Source organism: Pseudomonadota bacterium, assembly GCA_018823285.1.
Taxonomy (GTDB): Bacteria; Desulfobacterota; Desulfobulbia; order Desulfobulbales; family JAGXFP01; genus JAHJIQ01.
Genome location: JAHJIQ010000063.1, coordinates 44,783 through 68,328, shown reverse-complemented (window position 1 = coordinate 68,328; position 23,546 = coordinate 44,783). Strand labels below are relative to the sequence as shown.

At 49.6% G+C, this 23,546-nt stretch carries 21 protein-coding genes; 12 read left to right on the top strand and 9 right to left on the bottom strand.

Going from position 1 to position 23,546, the window contains the following annotated elements; genetic code table 11:
- Window positions 1-4,499, bottom strand: a 4,499-nt coding sequence (locus KKG35_14205) for a thrombospondin type 3 repeat-containing protein (protein MBU1739279.1), incomplete at its 3' end; no start/stop codon positions are given.
- Between the two features lie 655 nt (window positions 4,500-5,154).
- Between KKG35_14205 and KKG35_14200 the strand changes: the two genes are divergently transcribed.
- Complete coding sequence (locus KKG35_14200; protein MBU1739278.1) at window positions 5,155-5,358, top strand: type II toxin-antitoxin system VapB family antitoxin; 204 nt, start codon at window positions 5,155-5,157, stop codon at window positions 5,356-5,358.
- Window positions 5,346-5,726, top strand: a complete 381-nt coding sequence (locus tag KKG35_14195) for a PIN domain-containing protein (protein ID MBU1739277.1) — start codon at window positions 5,346-5,348, stop codon at window positions 5,724-5,726. Before KKG35_14200 ends, KKG35_14195 begins: the two co-directional genes overlap by 13 nt.
- A 285-nt stretch (window positions 5,727-6,011) precedes the next feature.
- Here the strand turns inward: KKG35_14195 and KKG35_14190 are convergent, their stop codons facing one another.
- From KKG35_14190 to KKG35_14175, 4 genes are all read right to left on the bottom strand, one after another.
- Window positions 6,012-6,521, bottom strand: a complete 510-nt coding sequence (locus KKG35_14190) for a hypothetical protein (protein MBU1739276.1) — start codon at window positions 6,519-6,521, stop codon at window positions 6,012-6,014.
- Window positions 6,522-6,640: 119 nt separating this feature from the next.
- Window positions 6,641-8,008: an ATP-dependent protease ATPase subunit HslU gene (hslU, locus tag KKG35_14185; protein ID MBU1739275.1), complete on the bottom strand. Its 1,368-nt coding sequence runs from the start codon at window positions 8,006-8,008 to the stop codon at window positions 6,641-6,643.
- A 213-nt stretch (window positions 8,009-8,221) separates the two neighbouring features.
- Window positions 8,222-8,767 carry an ATP-dependent protease subunit HslV gene (gene hslV / locus KKG35_14180; GenBank protein ID MBU1739274.1) on the bottom strand — a complete coding sequence of 182 codons (546 nt, stop codon included), beginning with the start codon at window positions 8,765-8,767 and terminating at the stop codon, window positions 8,222-8,224.
- A gap of 69 nt (window positions 8,768-8,836) precedes the next feature.
- The gene (locus KKG35_14175) at window positions 8,837-9,760 is read right to left on the bottom strand and encodes a tyrosine recombinase XerC (protein MBU1739273.1); all 924 of its coding nucleotides are present in this window, start codon (window positions 9,758-9,760) and stop codon (window positions 8,837-8,839) included.
- A 262-nt stretch (window positions 9,761-10,022) separates the two neighbouring features.
- Here KKG35_14175 and KKG35_14170 point away from each other — a divergent pair, with 262 nt between their 5' ends.
- The 3 genes from KKG35_14170 (at window position 10,023) to dxs (ending at window position 13,227) form a co-directional block, all read left to right on the top strand.
- Complete coding sequence (locus KKG35_14170; GenBank protein ID MBU1739272.1) at window positions 10,023-10,274, top strand: exodeoxyribonuclease VII small subunit; 252 nt, start codon at window positions 10,023-10,025, stop codon at window positions 10,272-10,274.
- Window positions 10,275-10,322: 48 nt separating this feature from the next.
- A complete protein-coding gene (locus tag KKG35_14165) occupies window positions 10,323-11,213 on the top strand; it encodes a polyprenyl synthetase family protein (protein MBU1739271.1) in 891 nt (296 codons plus the stop codon).
- A gap of 118 nt (window positions 11,214-11,331) precedes the next feature.
- Entirely contained in the window at window positions 11,332-13,227 is a 1,896-nt protein-coding gene (gene dxs / locus KKG35_14160; GenBank protein ID MBU1739270.1) for a 1-deoxy-D-xylulose-5-phosphate synthase, read from the top strand.
- Window positions 13,228-13,297: 70 nt separating this feature from the next.
- Here dxs and KKG35_14155 read toward each other — a convergent pair whose 3' ends face one another.
- Window positions 13,298-13,843 carry an OmpH family outer membrane protein gene (locus KKG35_14155; GenBank protein MBU1739269.1) on the bottom strand — a complete coding sequence of 182 codons (546 nt, stop codon included), beginning with the start codon at window positions 13,841-13,843 and terminating at the stop codon, window positions 13,298-13,300.
- Window positions 13,844-13,950: 107 nt separating this feature from the next.
- A complete protein-coding gene (pal, locus tag KKG35_14150; GenBank protein MBU1739268.1) occupies window positions 13,951-14,571 on the bottom strand; it encodes a peptidoglycan-associated lipoprotein Pal in 621 nt (206 codons plus the stop codon).
- Window positions 14,572-14,826: 255 nt separating this feature from the next.
- Here pal and glgP point away from each other — a divergent pair, with 255 nt between their 5' ends.
- The 4 genes from glgP (at window position 14,827) to KKG35_14130 (ending at window position 19,135) form a co-directional block, all read left to right on the top strand.
- The gene (gene glgP, locus KKG35_14145; GenBank protein MBU1739267.1) at window positions 14,827-17,052 is read left to right on the top strand and encodes an alpha-glucan family phosphorylase; all 2,226 of its coding nucleotides are present in this window, start codon (window positions 14,827-14,829) and stop codon (window positions 17,050-17,052) included.
- 20 nt (window positions 17,053-17,072) lie between these two features.
- Complete coding sequence (locus KKG35_14140) at window positions 17,073-17,354, top strand: hypothetical protein (GenBank protein ID MBU1739266.1); 282 nt, start codon at window positions 17,073-17,075, stop codon at window positions 17,352-17,354.
- A gap of 477 nt (window positions 17,355-17,831) precedes the next feature.
- Window positions 17,832-18,080: an Rdx family protein gene (locus KKG35_14135; GenBank protein ID MBU1739265.1), complete on the top strand. Its 249-nt coding sequence runs from the start codon at window positions 17,832-17,834 to the stop codon at window positions 18,078-18,080.
- Between the two features lie 86 nt (window positions 18,081-18,166).
- Window positions 18,167-19,135, top strand: a complete 969-nt coding sequence (locus KKG35_14130; GenBank protein ID MBU1739264.1) for an adenylate/guanylate cyclase domain-containing protein — start codon at window positions 18,167-18,169, stop codon at window positions 19,133-19,135.
- Between the two features lie 39 nt (window positions 19,136-19,174).
- On the opposite strand, the gene KKG35_14125 is transcribed toward KKG35_14130, so the two are convergent.
- A complete protein-coding gene (locus KKG35_14125; protein MBU1739263.1) occupies window positions 19,175-19,861 on the bottom strand; it encodes a YggS family pyridoxal phosphate-dependent enzyme in 687 nt (228 codons plus the stop codon).
- Between the two features lie 119 nt (window positions 19,862-19,980).
- Window positions 19,981-20,814 (bottom strand): TatD family hydrolase, encoded by an 834-nt coding sequence (locus KKG35_14120; protein ID MBU1739262.1) that lies wholly within the window; start codon window positions 20,812-20,814, stop codon window positions 19,981-19,983.
- 187 nt (window positions 20,815-21,001) lie between these two features.
- On the opposite strand from KKG35_14120, the gene KKG35_14115 reads away from it, so the two are divergent.
- The 3 genes from KKG35_14115 to coaBC are packed head-to-tail and all read left to right on the top strand — an operon-like array spanning window position 21,002 to window position 23,224.
- Window positions 21,002-21,523 (top strand): nitroreductase family protein, encoded by a 522-nt coding sequence (locus KKG35_14115; GenBank protein ID MBU1739261.1) that lies wholly within the window; start codon window positions 21,002-21,004, stop codon window positions 21,521-21,523.
- Entirely contained in the window at window positions 21,523-21,999 is a 477-nt protein-coding gene (locus KKG35_14110) for a hypothetical protein (GenBank protein ID MBU1739260.1), read from the top strand. The genes KKG35_14115 and KKG35_14110 overlap by 1 nt, the downstream gene beginning before the upstream one ends.
- Window positions 22,000-22,018: 19 nt before the next feature.
- Window positions 22,019-23,224, top strand: coding sequence for a bifunctional phosphopantothenoylcysteine decarboxylase/phosphopantothenate--cysteine ligase CoaBC (coaBC, locus tag KKG35_14105; protein MBU1739259.1), 1,206 nt, complete (start codon window positions 22,019-22,021; stop codon window positions 23,222-23,224).
- The last annotated feature ends 322 nt before the right edge of the window (window positions 23,225-23,546 follow it).

The window sequence follows — 23,546 nt, the reverse complement described above, 5'->3', positions numbered from 1 at the left end:
TTCCAGTTGGTTCCATCATAATTGTAAATGGTGGCAAGACCGGCATTGATGATAGATCCATTATTAGCAGACCATCCACCCATAATGGCATGAGAAGCAGAAATATCTACAGCTTGCCCATATTGATCTGATGAATTTAAATCAGGCCCCATCTTTTGTTGTTCGATCCAGCCGGACCCACCAAACTCAAACACATACGCAGCGTTTTCACCATTTGCCCCTACAATCGCGAAGTCCCCAGAGATAGCAACAGCAGAACCGAAGTTATCGGAGTTTCCACCATCTGATGCCAAGAGTTTGAGTTCATCATCACAAACATCACCGTATGAATCCCCATCAAAATCTGCTTGATCAAGGTTGGGTAATGCTGGACAATTATCGACATCCCCGCAGACTGTATCACCATCACGATCATTTTGGGGATCATTGGAGCAAATATCAGCATTATCACCTACTCCATCCCCATCGGTATCAAGCCACTCTGCTGAATTAAAAGGAAAGGCATCACAACTATCCGGAATGCCATCACTATCTGAATTTACGGTATCATCAAAACCCGGACAAAGGTCAGAATTGTCGCCAACCCCATCATCGTCAGAATCAATCCATTCGTTTGGGTCAGCAGGGAACACATCACAGCCGTCTGGAGAACCATCACCATCAATATCAACAGTATCATCAAATCCAGGACAAATATCGGAATTGTCACCGACACCATCACTATCGGAATCTACCGATTCCGATGGGTCGTCAGGGAACACGTCACAACCGTCTGGAACAAGATCACCATCTGAATCAGATGTATCGTCGGATCCCTGGCAAATGTCCGAATCGTCACAATTGCCGTCACCGTCAGTATCTCCTGTGAGATTATCTCCATAACAATTATCGCAGCCATCAGGGATTCCATCTAGATCAGTATCATTTGTATCATCAAATCCAGGGCAAGTATCTAGGGTATCTTCAACTCCATCCCAATCTGAGTCGGAATAAGTTGGACCGTATATATACGCAGCCCCAGCCTGGGTTCCATTATCAGAGTCTCTATATGTGCCAGATATAAAATGATTTCCTGAAATTGATACTGAATAACCGAACCAATGACTACCGCCCCCATCTGAAGCGAGATATTTTTGTTCATTCCCCCAATTCACACCATCATATTCATAAGTATAAACTGAACCTGATTCTGATCCTAAGTCATCATCATAATAAGAGCCGATAACTATATTATTTGCAGAGATGGAAACAGACCAAGCATAATTATCAGATGATGAACTATCAGAAGCGGTCAATTTCTGTTGTTCTTGCCAGCTTATATCATTAAATTCGTAAATATAAGCAGATCCAAAAGCAGAAGAAGAATCCGCAGGAGCTCCAATAATTACTCGGTTATCAGTAATTGATACAGACTGACCAAAATGAGCATATGTCTGTCCATCTGAAGCAACCAGCTTCTGTTGCTCTACCCAGTCAATACCATTATGTTTATACACATAAGCAGCACCGGATTCCCCACCGGCACCATCCTTTTTGTGTGCTCCAACGACAACGTTATTATTTGAAATAGTTACTGCATAACCATACCAATCACCACCCACACCATCCGAAGCAGTTAGCTTTTGTTGTTCGATCCATGAGTTGCCATCGAAATGGTAAATATATGCAGAGCCGGACGTACTTCCATTGTCATCATCTCCGTATGCACCGACAACTGCATATTGTCCGGATATTGAAACCGAATAGCCAAAATAATCATAAGTTGTACTATCAGAAGAAATAATCTTCTGTTGCTCTACCCATGAATTTCCGTCAAAAAAATAAATGTACGCTGAACCGTTGTAATAAACTCCATCATCCGGTGCTCCGACTATTAAAAGGTTCCCAGACATAGAGACAGAGTGTCCAAAATTGTCATTAGATCCCCCATCACTAGCGGTTAACTTCTGCTGCTCTATCCAGCCACTCCCATCATGGGTGAATATGTAAACAGAACCAGACGAAGAACCATTATCATCATCATCAGGCGCACCTACGGCAGCGACATTGCCGGAGATTGAAACAGAATAACCTAACCTATCTACTGATTGACCATCAGAAGAAAGAATTTTCGATTCAAAATCACAAGAATTACCAATTCCATCAGAGTCATAATCAGCCTGATTAGAATTAGAAATATTCACACAATTGTCTGCATCATCACACACTCCATCACTATCTGAATCGCCTGACAAATTGCCTCCAAAACAGATATCACAATCATCAGGGACAAAATCACCATCTAGATCAAGAGTATCGTCCGAGCCAGGACATAGGTCGCAAGAGTCACCTACACCGTCACCATCAGTTTCGGTCTGAGAAGAATTGTTAATTACAGGACAATTATCTATATCATCGCAATATCCATCACCATCGTTGTCCCCAACAGCATCATTCCCTAAACAAAAATCACAGCCGTCAGGAACACTGTCACCATCTGAGTCAATAGAATCATCTGATCCGGGGCAAAGATCACATAGATCACCCGATCCATCACTATCTGCATCAGCCTGTGAAGGATTGTTATCAACAGGACAATTATCTATGTCGGCACAAACACCATCACCATCAGCATCAACACCTGCATAGTTCGGGCAAACATCACAAACATCACCAATACCATCTAGATCTGTGTCAATCTGAGATAAATTACTGTACCTTGGACAATTATCACTGTTATCTCCGACCCCATCACCATCTGAATCCAGCCATTCACCTACTTCAATTGGAAAGGCGTCACATCCGTCGGGTACACCGTCAGTATCAGTATCTACATTGTCATCAAAACCCAAACAAATATCGCAACTGTCAGGTATACCATCTGAATCAGAATCGATATTATCATCACCACTCTGACAAATATCATTTACATCAACTACGCCATCACCATCATAGTCACTGGAATAACCGCTAATAATAAACGCTTCATCATCATCATCATTCCCTAAGATGATATTATTCCCAGAGATTGCCACCCTGTTGAAACCATAATATGAATAATAGGGGGCAAAAGAGTTCTGAAATATCCAATTATCGTTATCATTAAAATATATTGTAGCTGTACCACGAGAATTCTTAGCTACATAGTCGCCTGAAATTGCCCAGTGCGTCCCGCTACCCAATTTCTGTTTCTCAATCCAATTAGAACCATCAAAGTTGTAAAGATATGTTCCACTATCTGAGCCCACTAATGCGTTTAAACCCGATATTGAAACTGAAAATCCAAACTGCTCGAACTCTACACCATTAGTGAGAAAAAGTTTCTGCTGAAATCCCCAGGTAGTACCATTATGATAATAAACGTATGAGGCACCCGACTCTGGTACAGCTCCATCAGAATCTTTCGCGCCTACGATTGCATAATCTCCAGAGATAGACACAGAATAACCAAACTGATCCATGTAGATCCCACCGTCGTAGGGGATAGTTAGCTTAATATTTCTACTCCATGAAGAACCGTTATAATGAAAAATATATGCAGCACCAACATTTTGTGTACCATTACTTCCTGCAAAAGCTCCTACAATAATTCTATCTCCGGATATTGAAACAGAAACACCAAACCCGTCATTATTCTCTCCAATGAGTTTTTGCTGCTCTACCCATTGAGTACCATTGTAAAAATAAACATATGCGGAATCAGTGACATATGAACCTACAACAGCATAATTACCTGAGATAGCGACTGAATAGCGTCCAAAAGTATCGCCAGCAGTGCCATCACTGGCAGTTAACTTTTGCATCTCAACCCAACCATTTCCTGCATTATGAAAAATGTATGCCGAACCAGAATTAGAACCCAAGTCATCATCCATAGGAGAGCTAACAATTGCGAAATTTCCTGAAATTGCTACTGCTGATCCAAAACTGTCATTAGAAGAAACATCACTGGCAACTATTTTAGTCTGATACATCAAGGAATCGCATCCATCGGGTAATCCATCCATATCAAGGTCAATGTTGTCATCAAAACCTGGACATGAATCGAGAGTATCAGGTATTCCATCTCCATCAGAATCAAGCGGTATTGTTACCGAATCAATCCATGCAGTATCAATTCCATTAGTGTTAGATGAATTTTTGACGTAGACCCACTTGAAGGTATGTGCTCCTGCTGTGACAGGAAATGAGGTATTTGTCCAAACAATCTCTCCAGACCACTGATCCTGAAGAACATCATCAATATAGAATTTCAGAAAGTCAAAATCCAGTTCTGAACTGACAGAGTAGTCAAAAGTAATGCTCCCAAAACCTGTATTCACATTGAATTGAAGAGTTGATGTCTGATCATCCGAAATTGACGTTATAGATTGAGCTGCAAACAGGCCATCATTTGCTTTTGAGGTCGTTACAGCCCAGTTTACATCTCCAGAAGTTGTCCATTCGGCAGGAAAGGTTCCACCCTCAAAAGACTCGGTGGCAGCATGACCACATACGGGTATAAGACAAAAAACAGACAAGACGACGACCAAAAACAATCCACGAGTGAAAAAAGCTCTCATTGTCACGAAACCCCCTCCCGGTAAGATAAAGAAACCACAACGTCATTTGATGCAATTATGAGTTATTTTATTTTCAGCAATTTACACATACTATACGTTACGGAAAAAGTCTGTAGGGAAATTCGGATAGTTTTGTAGGGGAGTTCCTACACAATCGACAGAACCATGAAAAAGGCAGGCATCCGGCGTGACTGGCCGATATTTCTTTTATGATAAACTCCTGGAAAATGTTTAAAAAATTCACAATCCGGGATCACAGGGGCAGTCCACAGGTATCAACAAACTCCCGCGACCTTATTTTGGGTTTGCCCGTATATGCACAAAATGATACGACCAAGAAAATTGACAGGCCGCAATTGAATAGTACCGCTGCCAAAGACAACCGCGACTTGAACATGCGCAGCGAAACGCAATCCCCGCAGCTCGAAGGCCCCCGCTGTTCGCTTTCTGCCGTGGGGAGCTTCAATGCCGGCGGCTGTTAAAAGCAGAGACCGCAATCCGGGCACTCGGGCGCGGTTTTGAAGACATGGCCGCAGGCCGAGGGTCACATTTTGGACTTGCCTGTTTATGCACAAAATGATATTTTAATGCATAAACACAACAGGAGTGCAAAATGAGAACAACACTTGATTTACCGGAAAACCTGCTGAACCAGGCAATGCAGGCTACTCACATTCAGACCAAAACTGCAGTCATTATCACAGCCCTTGAAGAACTGATCAGAAAATCAAAAATTTCCGGTTTGAAAGAGTTTAAAGGAAAGATTGATTTGGATATTGATCTTGATGCCGTTCGTGGCCGAAAATGCCGGTTCTAGTCGACACCTCTGTCTGGGTAGAGTATTTCCGGGACGGCAGCAGCTCAGGGAAACTTGATTTTCTGATCGATGAGAATCTTGTCGTCATCAACGACCTGATCCTGGCAGAACTTGTCCCTTTTCTGAAACGCAGGAATCAACGTCAAGTAATTGATTTGCTGAACAATATCAGCAACACAACCCTCAAAATTGACTGGCCGCAATTAATTGATTTTCAGGTAAAATGTCTTAAGAAAAGCTTGAACGGAGTCGGCATCCCGGACCTGATCATAGCCCAGAATGCGAAACAGAATAAGTGTGAAATATACTCCCTCGACAATCACTTCAGGTTGTTAAAGGACGTCATCAAAATCAGAATTTTTGAGTAGTATTTCTGTCATCCGCCAACGCCGTCTAAAAGTTCCGTCGATACTAAAAACTCAACTTTCTGACTTGCCTAAGATATTGGTTTGCTGTCATAAAACAATCACAAGCCATGGCGGCATTCCATGATTAGAAGCCAGAATCCAGAAGCCAGGAGCCAGAATGACTGATTTTTCAGCTTTTCTCCTGGCTTCTGACTCCTGGCTTCTGCCTTGTTGTGGAAAACAGGAACGCAAAAATCGCCAAAACCCCTTTATTATCGGGAGATTAACATAACTCAGAAAGTTGAGCTAAAAACAAAGGCCGCAATCCGGGCATTCCGGCGCGGTTTTGAAAACATGGCCGCAGGCCGGGCAGGTTGATTCGGCGACTTCCGGGTTGAAGACCGCGTCACCATGGGAGTTGCCGTCAGCACCGATTGCGGTGCGCCTGATCTCCTCGTCGATCAGGTGCGACGCCTCTTCCGCGTCTTCCCTTCTGACCACCAGGTCGAAATTCCCGCCGCAACACCCCTTGCCGCAGGAATTCTCATCCCCGGCCAGAAGGGTGCCGATATGCTGCTCGGCAAGGAGCTTTTCAAAGACCTTGATCTCGGCAAGTTTCCCCCGCCGGATCACCACCAGCTCCTCATCGATACTCAGTTCGGCAACCGGCCCGGCCATCCTTTTCTTCCGGGCAGCGCTTCGCGCTTCCATCTCAAGCCCGGTGAAAAGAGGACCACCGCACATCCCGCATTTCTCGATTTCGGCCCGATACTCATCGTTACAGTCAGGGCAGTATTTCAGATCGTGTTCGTACATTTTCAACTCACGGATAAAGTGTTCAGGAGCCAGGAGCCAGGATTCAGAAAAAATCTTTACTATCGATTGGCCCCTTTATCCACCCATTTTTCATTCTTCATTCTGCATTTTTCACTGCTTTATAATATGTATCTGCTCAAATCCTCATTCTTCGAGATCGCGGTCAGCTGTTCCTTCACATAGTTCGCGGTTACCACAAATCGCTTATCACTCCGGTCCGGCGCGGTGAAGGAGAGTTCTTCAAGGACCTTTTCCAGCACCGTATGCAACCGCCGGGCGCCGATGTTTTCGGTCCGTTCATTGACCTCGGCGGCAATAGCCGCCATTTCCCGGATCGCCTCATCTTCAAAGACCAGCTCAATCCCTTCGGTCGCCATCAGAGCGATGTACTGCCGAATCAGCGCATTCTCGGGCTCGGTTAAAATCCGGTAGAATTCGTCCCGACCGAGAGGCTGCAATTCCACCCTGATCGGGAACCGCCCCTGCAACTCGGGCACCAGATCCGACGGTTTGGCCAGGTGAAAGGCGCCGCTGGCGATAAAGAGGATATGATCGGTCCGGACCATCCCGTACTTGGTGGTCACCGTCGCCCCTTCGACGATCGGCAAAAGATCCCGCTGCACCCCCTCCCGCGACACTTCGGCGGAATGCGAGACCCCCTGCCGGGAGGCGATTTTATCGATCTCGTCCAGAAAGATGATTCCCGACTGCTCGGCCCGGGTGATCGCCTGTCTCGTCACCTTCTCCATATCGATCAGCTTTGCCGATTCCTCGGTGGTCAGGAGAACCATCGCTTCGGAAATCTTCACTTTCCGCCGCTGGCTCTTCTGGGGGAACATCTTGCCGAACATGTCCTTGATGCCCATCCCCATATCATCCATCCCGGAACTCGACAGGACCTCGATCATCGGCACGTTCTGCGGTTGCTCAACCTCGATCTCCACCTCCCGATCGTCAAGCTCGCCTTCCCGGAGCTTCTTCCTGAATTTCTCCCGGGTGGTGTCTTTCTGCTCCGGAGCGCTATCCTGATCGGCGCTGCCGGTGCTGGGATAAGTGGTCTTGAGCGGCGGGACCAGGATATCGAGGAGTCTCTCTTCGGCTATTTCCGCAGCCCGGGCGGTCACCTTCTCCATCTCCTCCATCTTGACCATATTCACCGCCAGATCGGTGAGATCACGGATCATCGATTCCACATCGCGGCCCACGTAGCCAACCTCGGTAAACTTTGAGGCCTCGATCTTCAGAAACGGCGACTGGGCCAGGTTGGCAAGCCTTCTGGCAATCTCGGTCTTGCCGACCCCGGTGGGGCCGATCATGATGATATTCTTCGGCGATATCTCATCGCATAACGGAGGCGGCACCTGCTGCCGGCGCCAGCGGTTCCGCAGGGCAACGGCAGTGAACCTCTTGGCGTCATCCTGGCCGATGATGTATTTATCGAGTTCGCCGACGATCTCGCGTGGGGTGAGTGATCCTGGCAGTTCCATGGTATTCCTTGTCTCTATTTTCAAGCGGCTTTTCTGCTTGACCAACCTGCGGGCTATTGAGTGACCGATCGGGATAAGTTTGAAGTTTAAAGTGTGAAGTGTGAAGTTGTGGAAGTCTTACCATCAAATAAAAACAAACCTCCAAAGGGAAGCTTAAAAAAATATGTGATCAGTCAACACCACAACTCTTCACTTTTCACTCTAAACTTTTCACTATTCACTCCCTGAAAGGGATTTCGTCTTCTCCAAAACAATATTCTCATTGGTGTAGATACAGACCGAGGCTGCGATCTTCATGGCCTCCCGGCAGATCCCTTCGGCATCAAGATCGCTGTGGGCAACCAGGGCCTTGGCGGCAGACTGGGCATACGGGCCGCCCGAGCCGATGGCGAGAATCCCGTCATCTGGTTCGATCACGTCCCCGGAGCCGCTCAGGAGCAGCGAGTGCTTCTCGTCAACGGCGATCAGCATCGCCTCAAGACGCCGTAGCATCTTGTCGGTCCGCCAGTCCTTGGCAAGCTCCACCGCCGCCCGCATCAGATTGCCGTTGAACTGTTCAAGCTTTTGTTCCAGCCGGTCAAAAAGGGTGAAGGCATCGGCGGTGGCTCCGGCAAAGCCGGTGATGACTTTGTCGTTATAAAGTCTTCTGACTTTCCTTGCCTCATGCTTCATCACGGTGCTGCCGAGGGTGACCTGCCCGTCTCCGGCAACAACAACTTCGCCCCGGTGCCGGACGGCGATTATGGTAGTTGATCTGATCTGCACAGGATCCTCCCGTTAAAATTTCATTCGCACAGGCAAATTTCCTGCTCGATATTCTGTTTTTTTCTATTGCCCTGATTTCTTCGCCATCGGATGCGCCTTATCGTACACCTCCGACAGGTAGTCCATGTTCAGATGGGTGTATTTCTGGGTGGTGGAAAGGCTCGCATGCCCGAGCAGCTCCTGGACCATCCGGAGATCGGCCCCCATTTCAAGCATATGGGTCGCAAACGAATGGCGCAGGGAGTGAGGAGTCACCTTCGTGATGATACCGGCCCGCAGAGAATACGAACTGACCAGTCTTTCGACACTCCTGACCGTAAGCCTGGTCCCCCGGCTGTTTAAAAAAAGCGCCTCCTTCTCAGGCACATTTCCTCTGCCGGCACAATCGGCAAGCAGGCCCAGTCGCTGTTTTTCATAGTTACGGAGCGCCTCGAGCGCCGGACGGCCGATGGGAACCAACCGCTCCTTGTTTCCTTTGCCGAGCACTGTAACCATTCCTTCAGCAAAATCAAGCTGGACCAGATCCAGGGCGACAAGCTCCGCAACCCGCATCCCGGTTGAATAGAGCATCTCGAGAATCGCCCGATCCCGCTCGGCATAGGTGTCACTTTCGTTGGGAGCTTCAAGGAGCGCGAACACCTCGTCAACGGTCAGAAAAACCGGCATGTACCGGTTCTGCTTCGGCATCGAGATGGGCAGGACGGGGTTTACGGGCACAATCCCTTCCCGGAGCAGAAACCTGAAAAAGGACCGCAATGAAGAGAGCTTTCTCGCCACCGAGGCCGGACTGTTGCGGCTGTTGAGAGAATAGACATACGCCCTGACCAGGCGGGTATCGATCTTTCCCGGCTGATCGGTATCGATAAACCCGGCAAACTCCGCCAGATCCCGACCATAGCTCTCGACGGTCCGCGGCGAATAATTCTTCTCCACCGTCAGCCAGCGGCTGAAATGATCGATACAGCCTTGAAGGTTTTCCGTCACCATATTCTCCATCTACAGAATGTTCCTTAAGCCCGCTCTCAGCTGAATAATCTGGCAGAACATACCAAGGAAACAGAAGTGCGTATGCAGAAGTCAGAGCAGGAAAAATCAGCAGCCGAATGATGTCCAATCCGCATCTCTTCCTGCTTCTGAATTCTAAGGTACCCCATCATAATATGATTTTTATGGAAAGACATTGCCCAAGTCGGGTTATTTATTATAATCGTCGCGATATATCTCCCGAGCAATCCACAGAGGCACCAACATGGCCAAGAAAAACTTTGAAGAATCCCTGACCCGGCTTGAGCAGATCACTGAAGAACTGGAAAGCGGCGATCTGAGTCTTGAAGAGTCTTTGAAAAGATTCGATGAAGGAATCAAACTCACCGAATACTGTAACCGGAAACTTTCCGAGGCCAGAACCAGGGTGAATGTGCTGCTCAAGAAAAATGACGGCTTTAGCGAAGAGCCCTTTCCCGGCTTCGATCCCGAAGAAAACGACGACACCGCTGATTGATCCTCCGGCCGCGAAACGAACACATCCAATCACAGACGATAAAATTCAATGGACCTGAAAAAATATCTGGGTGAGAAAAAAAAGCTGGTCGAGGAGAGCATGGAAGCGCTGATGTATGCTCCCCGAGGCCTGCAGGAGGACCATGCCCGTCACATCGAGGCCATGGGTTACAGCCTGTTCGCCGGTGGCAAACGGATCAGACCGATTCTCTGCCTGGCCGCCTGTTCGGCGGTCGGCGGCGTTGAAGACAACGCCATCCCTGCGGCCGTTTCCCTGGAATGCATCCACACCTACTCCCTGATCCATGACGACCTGCCGGCCATGGACGATGATGATCTGAGGCGCGGAAAACCGACCAATCATACAATCTACGGGGAGGCCGGGGCAATACTGGCCGGGGACGGCCTGCTGACCCTGGCTTTTGAACTCCTTGCCCGCAACAGCAAGCTTGAAGCAGCCGAACAGTTACAAATCATCAGGCTGATCGCCGAAGGAAGCGGTTCCATGGGGATGGTCGGCGGCCAGGCCATTGATATCGCCTGTGAGGGAAAGAAAATCGATTTTGAGACCCTGAAGCAGATTCACCGGCGCAAAACCGGCGCCCTCCTCACCGCTGCGGTCCAGGCGGGAGCGGTAGTCGGGGGGGCCAGTGAAGCACAGTTCCAGGCCCTTACCGACTATGGCAACGAGATCGGCCTTGCCTTCCAGATCGTTGACGATCTGCTGAACGTCGAAGGGACCACTGAAGAGCTTGGCAAAGCCGCCGGATCCGATGCCGAACGGCAGAAATCGACCTACCCCGCCTTCTTCGGAATCGAAGAGACCAGGAGAAAAGCGGAAGAGGCTGTAGCAAGGGCCTTGGCAAGTCTGGAAACCTTTGACCGTAAGGCGGAACCGCTCCGGGAGATCGCCCACTATATCAGGAAGAGAAAAAACTAGGAATTCCCCGCCCCTGCCCTCTCGCCGTTCTTCACACAATGTGTTATTATGCTTTTTTTGTTCTCTCCCTCTACGGGTTAAATCATTGCAGCGCCTAGGGACCATGTTATACAGCTCTATGACCAGCACCGCACCGATACTGCCGGAAATCAATTCATCCTCCGACCTGAAAAAGGTTCCGCAGGCTGAACTGCCGAGACTCGCCGAAGAGATCCGCCGGGAAATCATCTCCACCGTCTCCACCAACGGCGGCCATCTCGCCCCCTCTCTCGGCGTGGTCGAGTTGACCATGGCCATTCATTATGTGTTTGACACCCCGGAAGACAAGGTCATCTGGGATGTGGGCCACCAGACCTACGCCCATAAACTGCTCACCGGCCGGCGGGATAATTTTCACACCATCCGCCAGTACAAAGGGCTGTCCGGTTTTCCCAAGATGGAAGAGAGCCCATACGACGCCTTCGATACCGGCCACAGCAGCACCTCGATCTCGGCAAGCTTGGGGATGGCCGTGGCCAGAAACCTGAAAGGTGACTCCCGAAAGACGATCGCGGTCATCGGTGACGGCTCGATGACCGGCGGCATGGCCTTTGAAGCGTTGAACCAGGCTGGGCATATCGACAAGGATCTGATCGTCATCCTGAACGACAACGAAATGTCGATCTCGCCCAATGTCGGCGCCCTGTCCAGCTTCCTGAGCCGCAAGATGACCGGGCGGGCGGTTTCCCGCCTGAAGCGGGATGTTGAGGGCTTTCTCAAATCATTTTCCAATGTCGGGGAAAACATCCTCCAGGTCCTGAAAAAAAGCGAGGAGAGTTTCAAGGGTTTCTTTACTCCGGGCATGCTCTTCGAGGCCCTGAAATTTGAATATGTCGGCCCGATCAAGGGCCACGACCTGAACACCCTGATCGAAACCCTGAACAACGTGCGCGATTTCAGCCACGGTCCGGTCCTGATCCATGTGCTCACCACCAAGGGCAAAGGGTATAAACCGGCCGAGGAAAACCCCGGCGATTACCACGGGGTCGGCCCCTTCGATATCGCCACCGGCGCCCCGCTCCCCGTTGCGAAAACGCCTCCTTCCTACACCTCCACCTTCGGCAAAACCCTGATCAGAATTGCCGAGGAGGACCCGAGGGTCTCCGCGATCACCGCAGCCATGCCGGCAGGTACCGGGCTGACCGGTTTTGCCGAAAGATTTCCTGACCGATTCTTCGATGTCGGGATTGCTGAACAGCACGCAGTCACCTTTGCCGCCGGCCTCGCTATTGAAGGATTGCTGCCGGTGGTCGCCATCTATTCGACATTCATGCAGCGAGCTCTGGACCAGGTTATCCACGACGTCTGCCTGCCCAACCTTCCCGTCACCTTTGCCCTCGACCGGGGCGGGGTGGTCGGCGATGACGGCCCGACCCACCATGGGGTCTTTGACATCTCGTTCCTGCGATATGTACCGAATCTGGTGTTTCTCGCCCCAAAAGACGAGAACGAACTGCAGCATATGCTCTACACGGCAATCAATTATCCAGGCCCTGCAGCAGTCAGATACCCCCGCGGCAGCGGGGTGGGGGTAACAATGGACAGAGAGCTTGAAAAAATACCATTCGGTAAAGGAGAGGTTCTCCGGGAAGGAGATGACATCCTGCTGCTTCCCGTCGGCAACCGGGTGTATCCGGCATTGTCCGCCGCTGAAGGGCTCAAAAAACTGGGGATTGAGGCGGCAGTCATCAACCCCCGTTTCATCAATCCCCTGGACGGCAATCTGATTGCCGAATGGGCGAAACGAACCGGCAAGGTCGTCACCGTTGAGGACAACGCCATTAAAGGCGGTTTCGGCAGCTCGGTGTTGGAACTCCTGGCCAGACGAGGCCTTCTCGGCAAAGTTGATGTGAAAAACCTCGGGTATCCGGACAAATTCATCGAGCAGGGTCCCCAGGAAATCCTGTACAAGAATTCCCATATCGATGAAACCGCAATCACCTCCGCCGCCCTGGAATTAACCGGGAAAAACTGAATTGCAAAAAAAAAAGCCGACACGGGAAAAATTCCCATGTCGGCTTTTTGGTTCGGATCAGGAAATGGACTTATTTCTTCTCGCCTTTTCTCTTGTCGAGTTCAGCTGCCACAGCGGCGCTGATATCTAGGGCCTCATCCATATAGATAACGCCACGGCTGGCATCGAGGATCATCGAATAATTCTCCTTCTTACCGAAATCATCGATAATGGCTTCAAGTTCCTGCAACACCGGCTCTACTTTCTTCTTTTCAAACTCTTTCATGTCGTTGGTTGCATACTTGGATTCGTCTTCCAGCGCCTTGACTCTCCGTTCGAACTCTCTCTGCTTTTCGGTACGGATTTCTTCACTCCAGACCGCTCCTTTCTTCTCGATATCATCCTTCAGGGCCACTAACGACTCTTCTTCCTTACGGAGCTTAACCTGATATTCATCGAATTTGGCCTTGACCGCATCTCTGGCTTCCTGGCCGACCTTGGACAACGCAACCACCTTCTGGATATTGATAATTCCTACCTTGAGCGCCTTGTCACCGGCGAAGGCAGGATAAGAAGAAAAAACAACAAGCAACAATACTGCGGATAATACTGTGAAAATACCTTTGATTGAATTCATCGGATCACTCCTTTGAGATGAGTCGACTTTGATAATTATGACTTTCATAAAAAACCGGGATGAGGGGAACACCCATCCCGGCATTGTATTGCAAGAAAAAAGTTCTTCTATTCGGTGACTACAAAATCATCCCGTCTGTTCTGGGACCAGGAAAGCTCATCATGGCCGCGATTGATCGGACGTTCTTCACCATAGCTGATGGTATTGAGACGCGTCTCCTCAATCCCGAGATTGACCAGGTATTTTTTCGCACTCATCGCACGTCTTTCACCAAGAGCCATATTGTATTCGTTAGTTCCCCTCTCGTCGCAGTTACCCTCGATGGCAACATTCACCTGAGGATTCTCTTTCATAAATGCGGCATTTTTTTCAAGTTCGACAATCTGATCCTCCCTGATGAAAGAGCGATCAAAATCAAAATATACGGGGAACATTCCGGGAGACGTTCTGCCATCAAGGGAACCGGCATCACTTGCGATCACTTCTCCTCCGGCCGGGCTTTCCAGCGATTCGGCAGGCCCCATCCCTTCTGTGATTTCCGCAGATTCTACCATCTGGCCGGAATCGCCACCTGTTGCGGATGCATTATCACCAGTGGCTTCCTCAACCTTGACCGTCTCGTCAGCCTTGTCCACCTGAACGGTTTTCTTGCTGCAACCGGAAACCACAAATGAGAGTGATATAATCAGGGCGGCAAGAACCAATAATCGCATACTCTCTCTCTTCATTTCGCTTTTCTCCTTTAGCACCGTATCTACGGACTTGTTATAAAAGCTCTTTTAAAAAAATTGTTTTACATGGGAAGCAAAAATTGCATACTCTTTCAATAGTGCCAAATACTTTGATTAAACGACATATGATCTAATACACTAAAGAATACCGTGGTTAAATTCAATCTTTTTTTCCGCCGCAACGGAAGAAAAGACCTTGTGGCAAAGACAACTAACGCATATAACAAGCGCACTTCAATGTGATATGAAAACATGAAAAAAACCAGCACTGCTTTAATAGACAAAGACCAGGTCCTGCAGGACATGCTTGCGACCAACAGTTACGGAACCTTCTTCGGGGTGTCCCAGAAAGTCCTTGACCAGGTCTGGAAAAATCTGACGTCTCCGGATATCGACTCGGCGGTATACATTTCAATGGAAATAGCTGCCGATCGTGACACCTTTCACCCGGTGAAAAGCCGCCTTCAGGACCTCGATATCACCGGCAGCACCAACCGGCTGCTCGATAGTTTCACCAACAAGTTTCTGTACGGGCCAGAGAAAATACCGAATTACGGCGGCGGTCTCGGCGTCCTCTCCGGTGACACCCTCAAGAGTTTTGCCGATTGCAAGATTCCGGTCATTGCCGTCTCACTGCTCTATCGAAAAGGTTATTTTTCCCAGATGGTAGACTCCAAAGTCGGTCAGATCTCGTGGTCTCGCAACTGGGCGCCGGAGGATACTCCGGGGATCTACCTGCTGCACAAAGCAGGCAGCCCCGACAAGCCTCTGGAAATCGAGGTGCCCTTCTACAACCACGACGACCAGCTTGTTATGACCTATGCCAGACTGTGGCTCAAAATGGAGATCAATCACCGGCTCGACTTTTTTGTCCCCCAGATCCTTCTCGATTACTCCTGCCCCAACTCCCCGGAGTGGATCAAAAATGCCGCCCAGAATCTTTACGACAGCAGTTCGGAAAAAATGAAGATCACCCAGCGCAGGATGCTTGGCGCAGGCGTTATCCCGACGATGAAGGCACTCGGTATCCATTCCCAGACCATTCATCTGAATGAACAGCATGGCGTCGCGGTTATCCTGACCCAGATCGTGGATCATCTGTGTGAAAAACTTGGGAAAAACTACCACGAGAAAGCAACGGACCAGGACATTCTTGACGCGGCAAAAACGGTGGCCGAAGATATCGTTTATACGATCCACACCCCCGTAAAAGCCGGCCACGACAGGTTTCACAAGGATCTGCACCGGGCCGTCGGGCATTCCTTCTGCCAGAGAATCCTGCAACTGATGGCCCAGGACGGCGACCGGAGCTCCGAATTCAATTTCACCACTCTGGCCATGAAGGTCAACCGGGCAACCAACAGTGTAAGCCGACTGCATAAAGATGTAACCTGTCGCCAGTTCCCGGAGTTTGCCGACAAGATATCGGCTATCACCAACGGAGTCCATCATCTGACCTGGATCAGCGATGCCAAGGCGGAGCTCTATGACAGTTTCACCGAACTTGACGGCTGGCGAGACGACCCCGGTGTTTTTGAAAATGCCTTCAAACTTAAAGACAACAAACGATTCAGGTCTTTTCTGGAAAGATCATGGCAGACCGACAACCGGACCCTGATCGGCTACGTCAATGAGATGCTGGTCCGGCATCGCAACCAGATGCAGGAAACCTGGATCGACCCGCCCAACTTTCTCTCCCACATTACCGGACCCGGCACCTCCCTTGAACCGGGGGTATTCACCATTGGTTTCGCCCGTCGGTTTTCGACCTATAAAAGAGCCGACCTGATCTTTGAGGATATTGAGAAACTGGTTGAACCGTTACTTGCCAACAACTGGCCGGTCAATTTTATTTTTGCCGGCAAGGCCCACCCGTCTGATGAGCCGGGCAAGGCCCTGATTAAAATGATTCTCGACTGTCAGCAGGAACTGTTTGAAAAAAGTAAAGGCCTGGTCAAGCTTGTCTTTATCCCCGGGTATGACATGGCCATTGCGAAAATGATGGTGGCCGGGGTCCATGCCTGGCTCAACAGCCCGAAGCGACCTCTTGAGGCAAGCGGCACCAGCGGCATGAAATCGGCGATGAACGGAATCCCGAACATCAGCATCATGGACGGCTGGTGGGCGGAAGGATACCATGACGGCAAAACCGGCTGGAAATTCGGCTATGAAGATGACATTGAGCATGGCTCACTCAGCGAAGACCGGCAGGAAATGCTTTACGAAGAAGACTCCAACGCCTTTTACCGCCTTTTCCCCGAGATTCTGACAACTTTTTATCATCCTGAGCACTTCCCGAAATTCATCGATAAATGTATCATGAATATCGCTTTGAACTGTCCGATCTTCAACACCCATCGAATGATTGCCGAGTATCTCGACCGATACCAGCTGAAAATTCCTGCGCCCCTGACCAGAAAGCTTGAAAAACTGAAAAAAAATTACTGCAGTGACGAGTCATACTGCAACAAACCTTAAAGTCACCAGGAGAACTGATAATGGCGGAAACAATTGAAGAAATTACGATCAACTACGAAGAAGACGGCATCCAGGTTGTCAAGGAGCTCGACAAGGAAGTCCTTTCCAAAGGCGCATGGACCACGATCATTTTTCGTTACCAGCAGTGGGAAAAAGGAAAAGATAAATACAGTGAAGACCGTTACACAATCCGTCGCTACCGGAAAATGAAGGGGTCATACTCCCAGCAGTCCAAATTTAATATCTCAAGCAAGGAGCAGGCCAACATGATAGCCAAAATCCTGCAGAAATGGGCAAAATAACAAGGCATGAGAAGCTATTGGGTCGTTCACTGACAGACCTCCGATACTCGAAAACGAAACAAACTACCCTGCGGCAGAAAGCAAACTGAGTGAAACTTCCAGCCGCAGGGTAGTTCTTTGAAAAGAGAAGAAAATCCAAAACATATTTTTGATTGAGGTAACAGAGTTCTTTCCCACGCAACACGTCCGCAGGACAACCCATTCCCTTCAGCTCCGGGCATTGCGCCTCCTTCCTTTTCCCATCATGTCAGGGATCCTGCACACAACCTGCACCGGCTCACACTCTCTTGATCAGCTTGGAAGCGACTGATCCTGCGGTCGATTTCCATATAATACCCGCCTCTCTCTTATTAACGGAAAAGTCCGTTATCACTTGAATGGCATCATTCCATAAACCTATGCGGGACAATGATTACCTTCGGTTCTAATCTTGTTTAAATTTATCTTACAGAGTATATTTCTTCCTTGTTTGTCAAAATCACTGAGCAGGCAGATCGGGGAGGGAGAGAATTGAAAATTACAATAGAGTATTGTGTGCAATGAAACTATTTGCCTCGTGCTTCCGGTCTGGGAGAGGAGATCAAAAGAAACCTTGATGCAGAAATTGAGCTTGTAAAAGGATCAGGCGGTGTTTTTGAAGTCAGCAGGGATGGAGCAGAAATTTTTTCCAAAAAAAAAGCAGACAGGTTCCCGAGCCCTGAGGAAATACTGGCCCTGTTGAAATAACCCTTCTGAACATTCCAGGGTTAAGGCTGCCGGCAGATTGATATTTTTCGCCGGCGTAACTATTTGCATGGCGATCCGACACTATTATGTCCGATAGTTCAGAACAGGCAGTTCTTCAGGAACTTGACACCAGCAAGTCTCCGAAAAACATCTGGAACCTGAAGGGAAAAAACACCTTCAAGATCGGACGTGGTCCAGGTAATGATATCATCCTGCCCTACTCCTGGGTCTCCCGCAAACACACCTTGGTCCAGCAGGAAAAAAACGGCATTTTCCATATCATGGATCTTGGTAGTTCCAACGGCACTTACCTCAACAACAAGCGTATTTATTCGCCCGCTATCCTCAACAACGGTGATGCGATAACTCTGGGCAAGACCAAGCTTAAATTTGTCCAGTTTCTGGAGCAACGGGAATATGTCGAGGAGGAAGATGTCACTCTCGACATGACCGTAGCCTATATTCAGAAAGAAATGGTCACTATCCTGGTCTGCGACCTCCGTGATTTCACAAGTCTTTCCGAAAGCATGGGCAACCAGATTGTCTCGAAACTTCTGCAGTTCTGGACCAAAAAGGTTGGCGCAATCATCAATGAACATGACGGACTCGTTGATAAATTCATTGGCGATGCGGTCATGGCCACCTGGATCGGCGGCGATATTGACAAAGGAATCCGGCACGCCATTGAAGCGGCCATGGAGATCAGTGTCTACACCAGAAAAATGGGCGAGAATATCCCGGAAATGCCCAAAGAGCTTGCCATCGGAGCCGCCATCAATACCGGTGAAGCAATGATGGGCAACATGGGAGTCGACAGCCATCGCGATTCGACAGTGATCGGTGATGTGGTGAATGTGGCTTTCAGGCTGGAAGCCAATACCATCCGCAATGAACTGGATATTCTTCTTGGCGAAGGAACGGCTCAGCATCTCAAGGATTTGCAGGGATATTTTACCCGTCGCTCATTCGATCTGAAAGGCAAGAAGGAAAAGATCAACGCTTACGGCTGCAACTTCAAAAAACTCCACGAATACCTGACTTCCGGGGTCAAATAAAGCCTCGCCCGAAATGCATCTTTCACCGGGAAACCCGAACTAATTCCTGGATCCGAACAGAGCGGTGCCCACCCTGACCAACGTTGCACCCTCCTCAATGGCCACCTCGTAATCGGCCGACATTCCCATGGAAAGTTCCACAGCACCTTCCCTGCCAAGAAGCCCTTTGCGGACAAGCTTTTCAGCCAACTCCCGGGCCGCCCTGAAATATGGCCGAGACGATTCGGCATCGTCACTGTAGGGCGGCATGATCATCAGCCCCTTGACCTGCAACCTGGTAAAATTGTTAAGTTCCCTGAAAAACGCTTCCGCATCTTCCGGTTTTATCCCGGATTTCTGGGGTTCGTCACCGATATTGACCTGAACCAGAACCGGCAGGATTCTATTCTTTTCTTCAAGGCTTTTATCGAGAATCCCGGCAAGTTTGAGCCGGTCGACGGTCTCGATCATGTCAAAGAGTGTTGCGGCAGCGGCGGCCTTGTTTGATTGAAGATGACCGATGAAGTGCCATTGCAGATTCCGATTGAGGATCTCGATCTTTTCACGCGCTTCCTGAAAATAGTTTTCAGCAAAAATTTCCTGACCGCAGTCATACGCTTCATGAATAAGCTCAGGGGGCTTTCTCTTGCTGACCGCGACAAGCCTGACTTCTTCCGGAGAACGACCAACTCTGCGTGCAGCAACCCCGATTCTTTCCCTGATCTTTTCAAGATTCTCTTTGATCATATGTCCTTTCCCTGAACACTCCCGAACAGATGCATGCTTGCGCCGGCAATCAATGGGCTGTGCGCTCTTTTGAGCACTGCGCTAAACTTCCCGAGACCGCTGGCGCATGTTCCACATGTTCAGACTTCTTTACCGAGCGGCGGCAAAGAAAACAGTTTCTCGGCGTTGGCCGTTGTGATTGCGGCAAGATCATCCAGTGAAACACCCTTCAGTTCAGCCACCCTGGCCGCTGTAAAAAGAAGAAAGGCCGGTTCATTTCGCCTGCCGCGGCGGGGTTCCGGCGCCAGATAGGGTCCGTCCGTTTCCAGAAGCAATGATGCCGGAGGGATTCTGCAAACGGCTTCCTGCAGGATTTCCGATTTTTTAAAGGTCACAACCCCCGGGATGGAGATGTGAAATCCTAATGCAACAACCCTTGCCGCGAGATCTCGATCTCCGGAAAAGCAGTGCATGACGCCTCCTGCGGGAAAGGGCGCCGCACTTTCCAGAATATCCATGACCTCAAGGTGCGCATCACGGTCATGAATGATCACGGGCAGTTTCAAGTCGATGGCCAGTTTCACCTGCCGGGAAAAATGCTCCCTCTGGACATCCGGCGGGGAAAAATTGTGAAACAGGTCAATTCCGATCTCTCCGTAGGCGACCACCTTTGGATGTTGCGCAAGTCCTGCCAGAGTTCGGTAAACATCTTCATCAAGCTCTGCGGCATGATGCGGATGCGCACCAACCGTTGCATACACGTTCGGATATTTTTCGGCCAGCCCGACCGCCCGCGCAGAGCTTTCCGCATCAATGCCTACCGTAATGACCCTTCTCACCCCGTGCCGCCTGGCGGTTTCGAGCACATCGTCAAGATCGTCATGATATGGCGCCATATCAAGATGACAGTGGGTATCTACAAGTTCGGAGCCTGCAGCAAGCTGCGGGTACTCAATTTTTCTTTTCTTCGACATTCTCCGGATCACCTCACGCCATCATCTAACAGATATTGCCGTCTGCCGCAACGATCCAATTTTAAGCCATTGATATAGTGCCGTTGACCGGATATATCTTCTGCTTTCTTTGCAGTTTATGAATATTTCTTATATTATAGGCCCACGAAAAGAACAGTCTCTTCACTTTTCAGGCAGGTGCAATTTCATGGGCAGTCAGGTTCTGGAAGCCATATATAAAAGACGAAGCATCAGGGATTTCACAGACCGCCAGGTCGCGGTTGATGATTTACGGGAAATTGTCCGGGCCGGCACCTGGGCACCCTCCGGTCTCAACAATCAACCATGGCGATTTGTGATTATCTGCGACCGTTCCACACGCCTCGCGCTTGCAGAACAGACGCGCTACAGCCATATCATCAGGTCGGCCCCGGCCCTGATCGCCGTTTTTCTTGATACGGATGCCATGTACAACGAAGTCAAAGACCACCAGGCGGCAGGCGCCTGTATCCAGAACATGCTCCTGGCGACAGAGGCCCTTGGACTGGGCGCGGTATGGCTTGGAGAAATACTCAACCGGAAGGAACAGGTAAACCGGGTTCTTGGTCTTTCCGAACAGTTCGATCTGATGGCAGTTCTGGCCACAGGCTATCCTGCCGGTCACGATCAGTCATCGAGCAGAAAAGAAATTCACGATGTTATTATAAAAGAAATTATGGAGGACAATTGATGAAAACAAAAATTAACGCACAAGCAAAACATCTCTTTTGGTTGACTCTCTGCCTGGCGGCATTCATCACTCTTTCCGGGTGTATGCACACCGGGGCCACAACCGGATCCGAAGACGGACATGAAACTGCAGTCAAGGAAACTGCTATCCAGAACGAACCGTATTATCCTGTCGATTACAAAGACCTCCTGATCCCCGGGGAACTTATCTGGAACCGTGAAAAAAGCATGTCCATTAATACGGCCTCTTTCAGCGGCGGGATTTTAAATTTTGCGGGTCGGGTGGAAGTAAACTCCCTCACCGATTTTTTCATCAACAGCATGAAAAAGGATGGCTGGGAAATGACCGGCTCGATCAAGGCGAAGGATGTCATGCTCGCCTTTGTGAAAGAAAACGGTTCCTGCCTGATCAGGATATTCGAAGGCTACACCCTCGGAAAAACAGAAATCGTAATCTATATCACCCATAAAAACTGAAGTCCCTGCGGCCGATAAAGTGTTGAAAGACAAAAAAATACTTCTCGGGATCAGCGGCAGTATTGCCGTGTACAAGGTTGCCGACTGGGTACGGGAACTGCGGCGTGCCGGTGCTGATGTCAAGGTGATCATGACCCGTGACGCAACCAGGTTTGTTTCCCCTCTCACCTTTGCAGCTCTTTCCGGCAACAAGGTGCATGAGGGGATGTTCGATCCTGATGATGCCGAGAAAATCCCCCATATCAACTTGGCCCGTGAAGCAGACCTGCTGCTGATCGGGCCGGCAACCGCCCAGACCATTGCCCGTCTCGCCCATGGAATGGCTGACGAGCTGCTCTCGGCTGCCGTTCTTGCTGCGGATTCCCCAATACTGGTCTGCCCGGCGATGAACAGCAGAATGTTTCTTCACCCGGCAACCCAGGCAAACTTACATAAACTTAAAGAATTCGGTTATACCGTCATTGAACCGGACTGCGGCAATCTCGCCTGTAATGAGGAAGGACCGGGACGACTTGCGGAATGGCCGCGGGTTTTTGATGGAGTGCTTTCTGCCTTGTCGAAGCAGGACCTGGCCGGACGAAAGATTCTGATCAGCGCCGGCCCTACCCGCGAACCCCTCGATCCGGTCAGATATCTCGGCAACCGGTCCAGCGGCAAGATGGGTTTCGCCCTGGCAGCTGCCGCCAGACGACGTGGCGCGGAGGTTGTGCTGGTGAGCGGCCCGGTCTCCCTCGCAGATCCGGCAGGCGTCGAAACGATTCGGGTCAACACCGCCACTGAAATGGCGGATGAAATTTTCAACCATGCGACTTCTTCTGATGTGATCATCAAGGCTGCCGCAGTCTCAGACTTCCGTCCGGAAAAACGCTGCGACCTGAAAATGAAAAAATCCGGAGCGGATCTTGCTCTGCCGCTTGCCGTCAACCAGGATATACTGCTGACCCTCGGCAAGATGAAAAAAGAACAGAAACGGTTTCCACTGCTGGTCGGATTTGCTGCGGAGAGTCATGATCTGCTGGAAGAGGGTTTACGAAAACTTGCGGACAAAAACCTTGACCTGCTGGCGGTCAACGATATTACCGCCGAAGACGCAGGTTTTGCAGTTGACACCAACAGGATCATGCTCCTCGACCGGAACGGTGCTGCGGAAAAACTGCCCTTGATGAACAAGACTGAGGTGGCGGATATTATCCTGAGCCGGGTGGCAAGGATGCTGAATGCTTAAGATCTTCACTCAACTTTCTGGGTTAGGTTAATCTGCCGATAATAAAGGGGTTTTGGCGATTTTTTCGTGCCTGTATCCCGCAAGTAGTCAGAAGCCAGGAGTCAGAAGCCAGGAGAAAAGCTTAAATAAAGCTGAGTTGAGCAGCTTGCCTGCTCTTACCGATAAGCGAACTTGTGAGACATCGAGACTTATGCCCGAAGGGTGAAATCAGTCATTCTGGCTCCTGACTTCTGGATTCTGGATTCTAAATCATGGAATGCAGCCATGACTTGGGATCATTTTATGACAGCAAACCAATATCTTAAGGCAAGCCAGAAAGTTA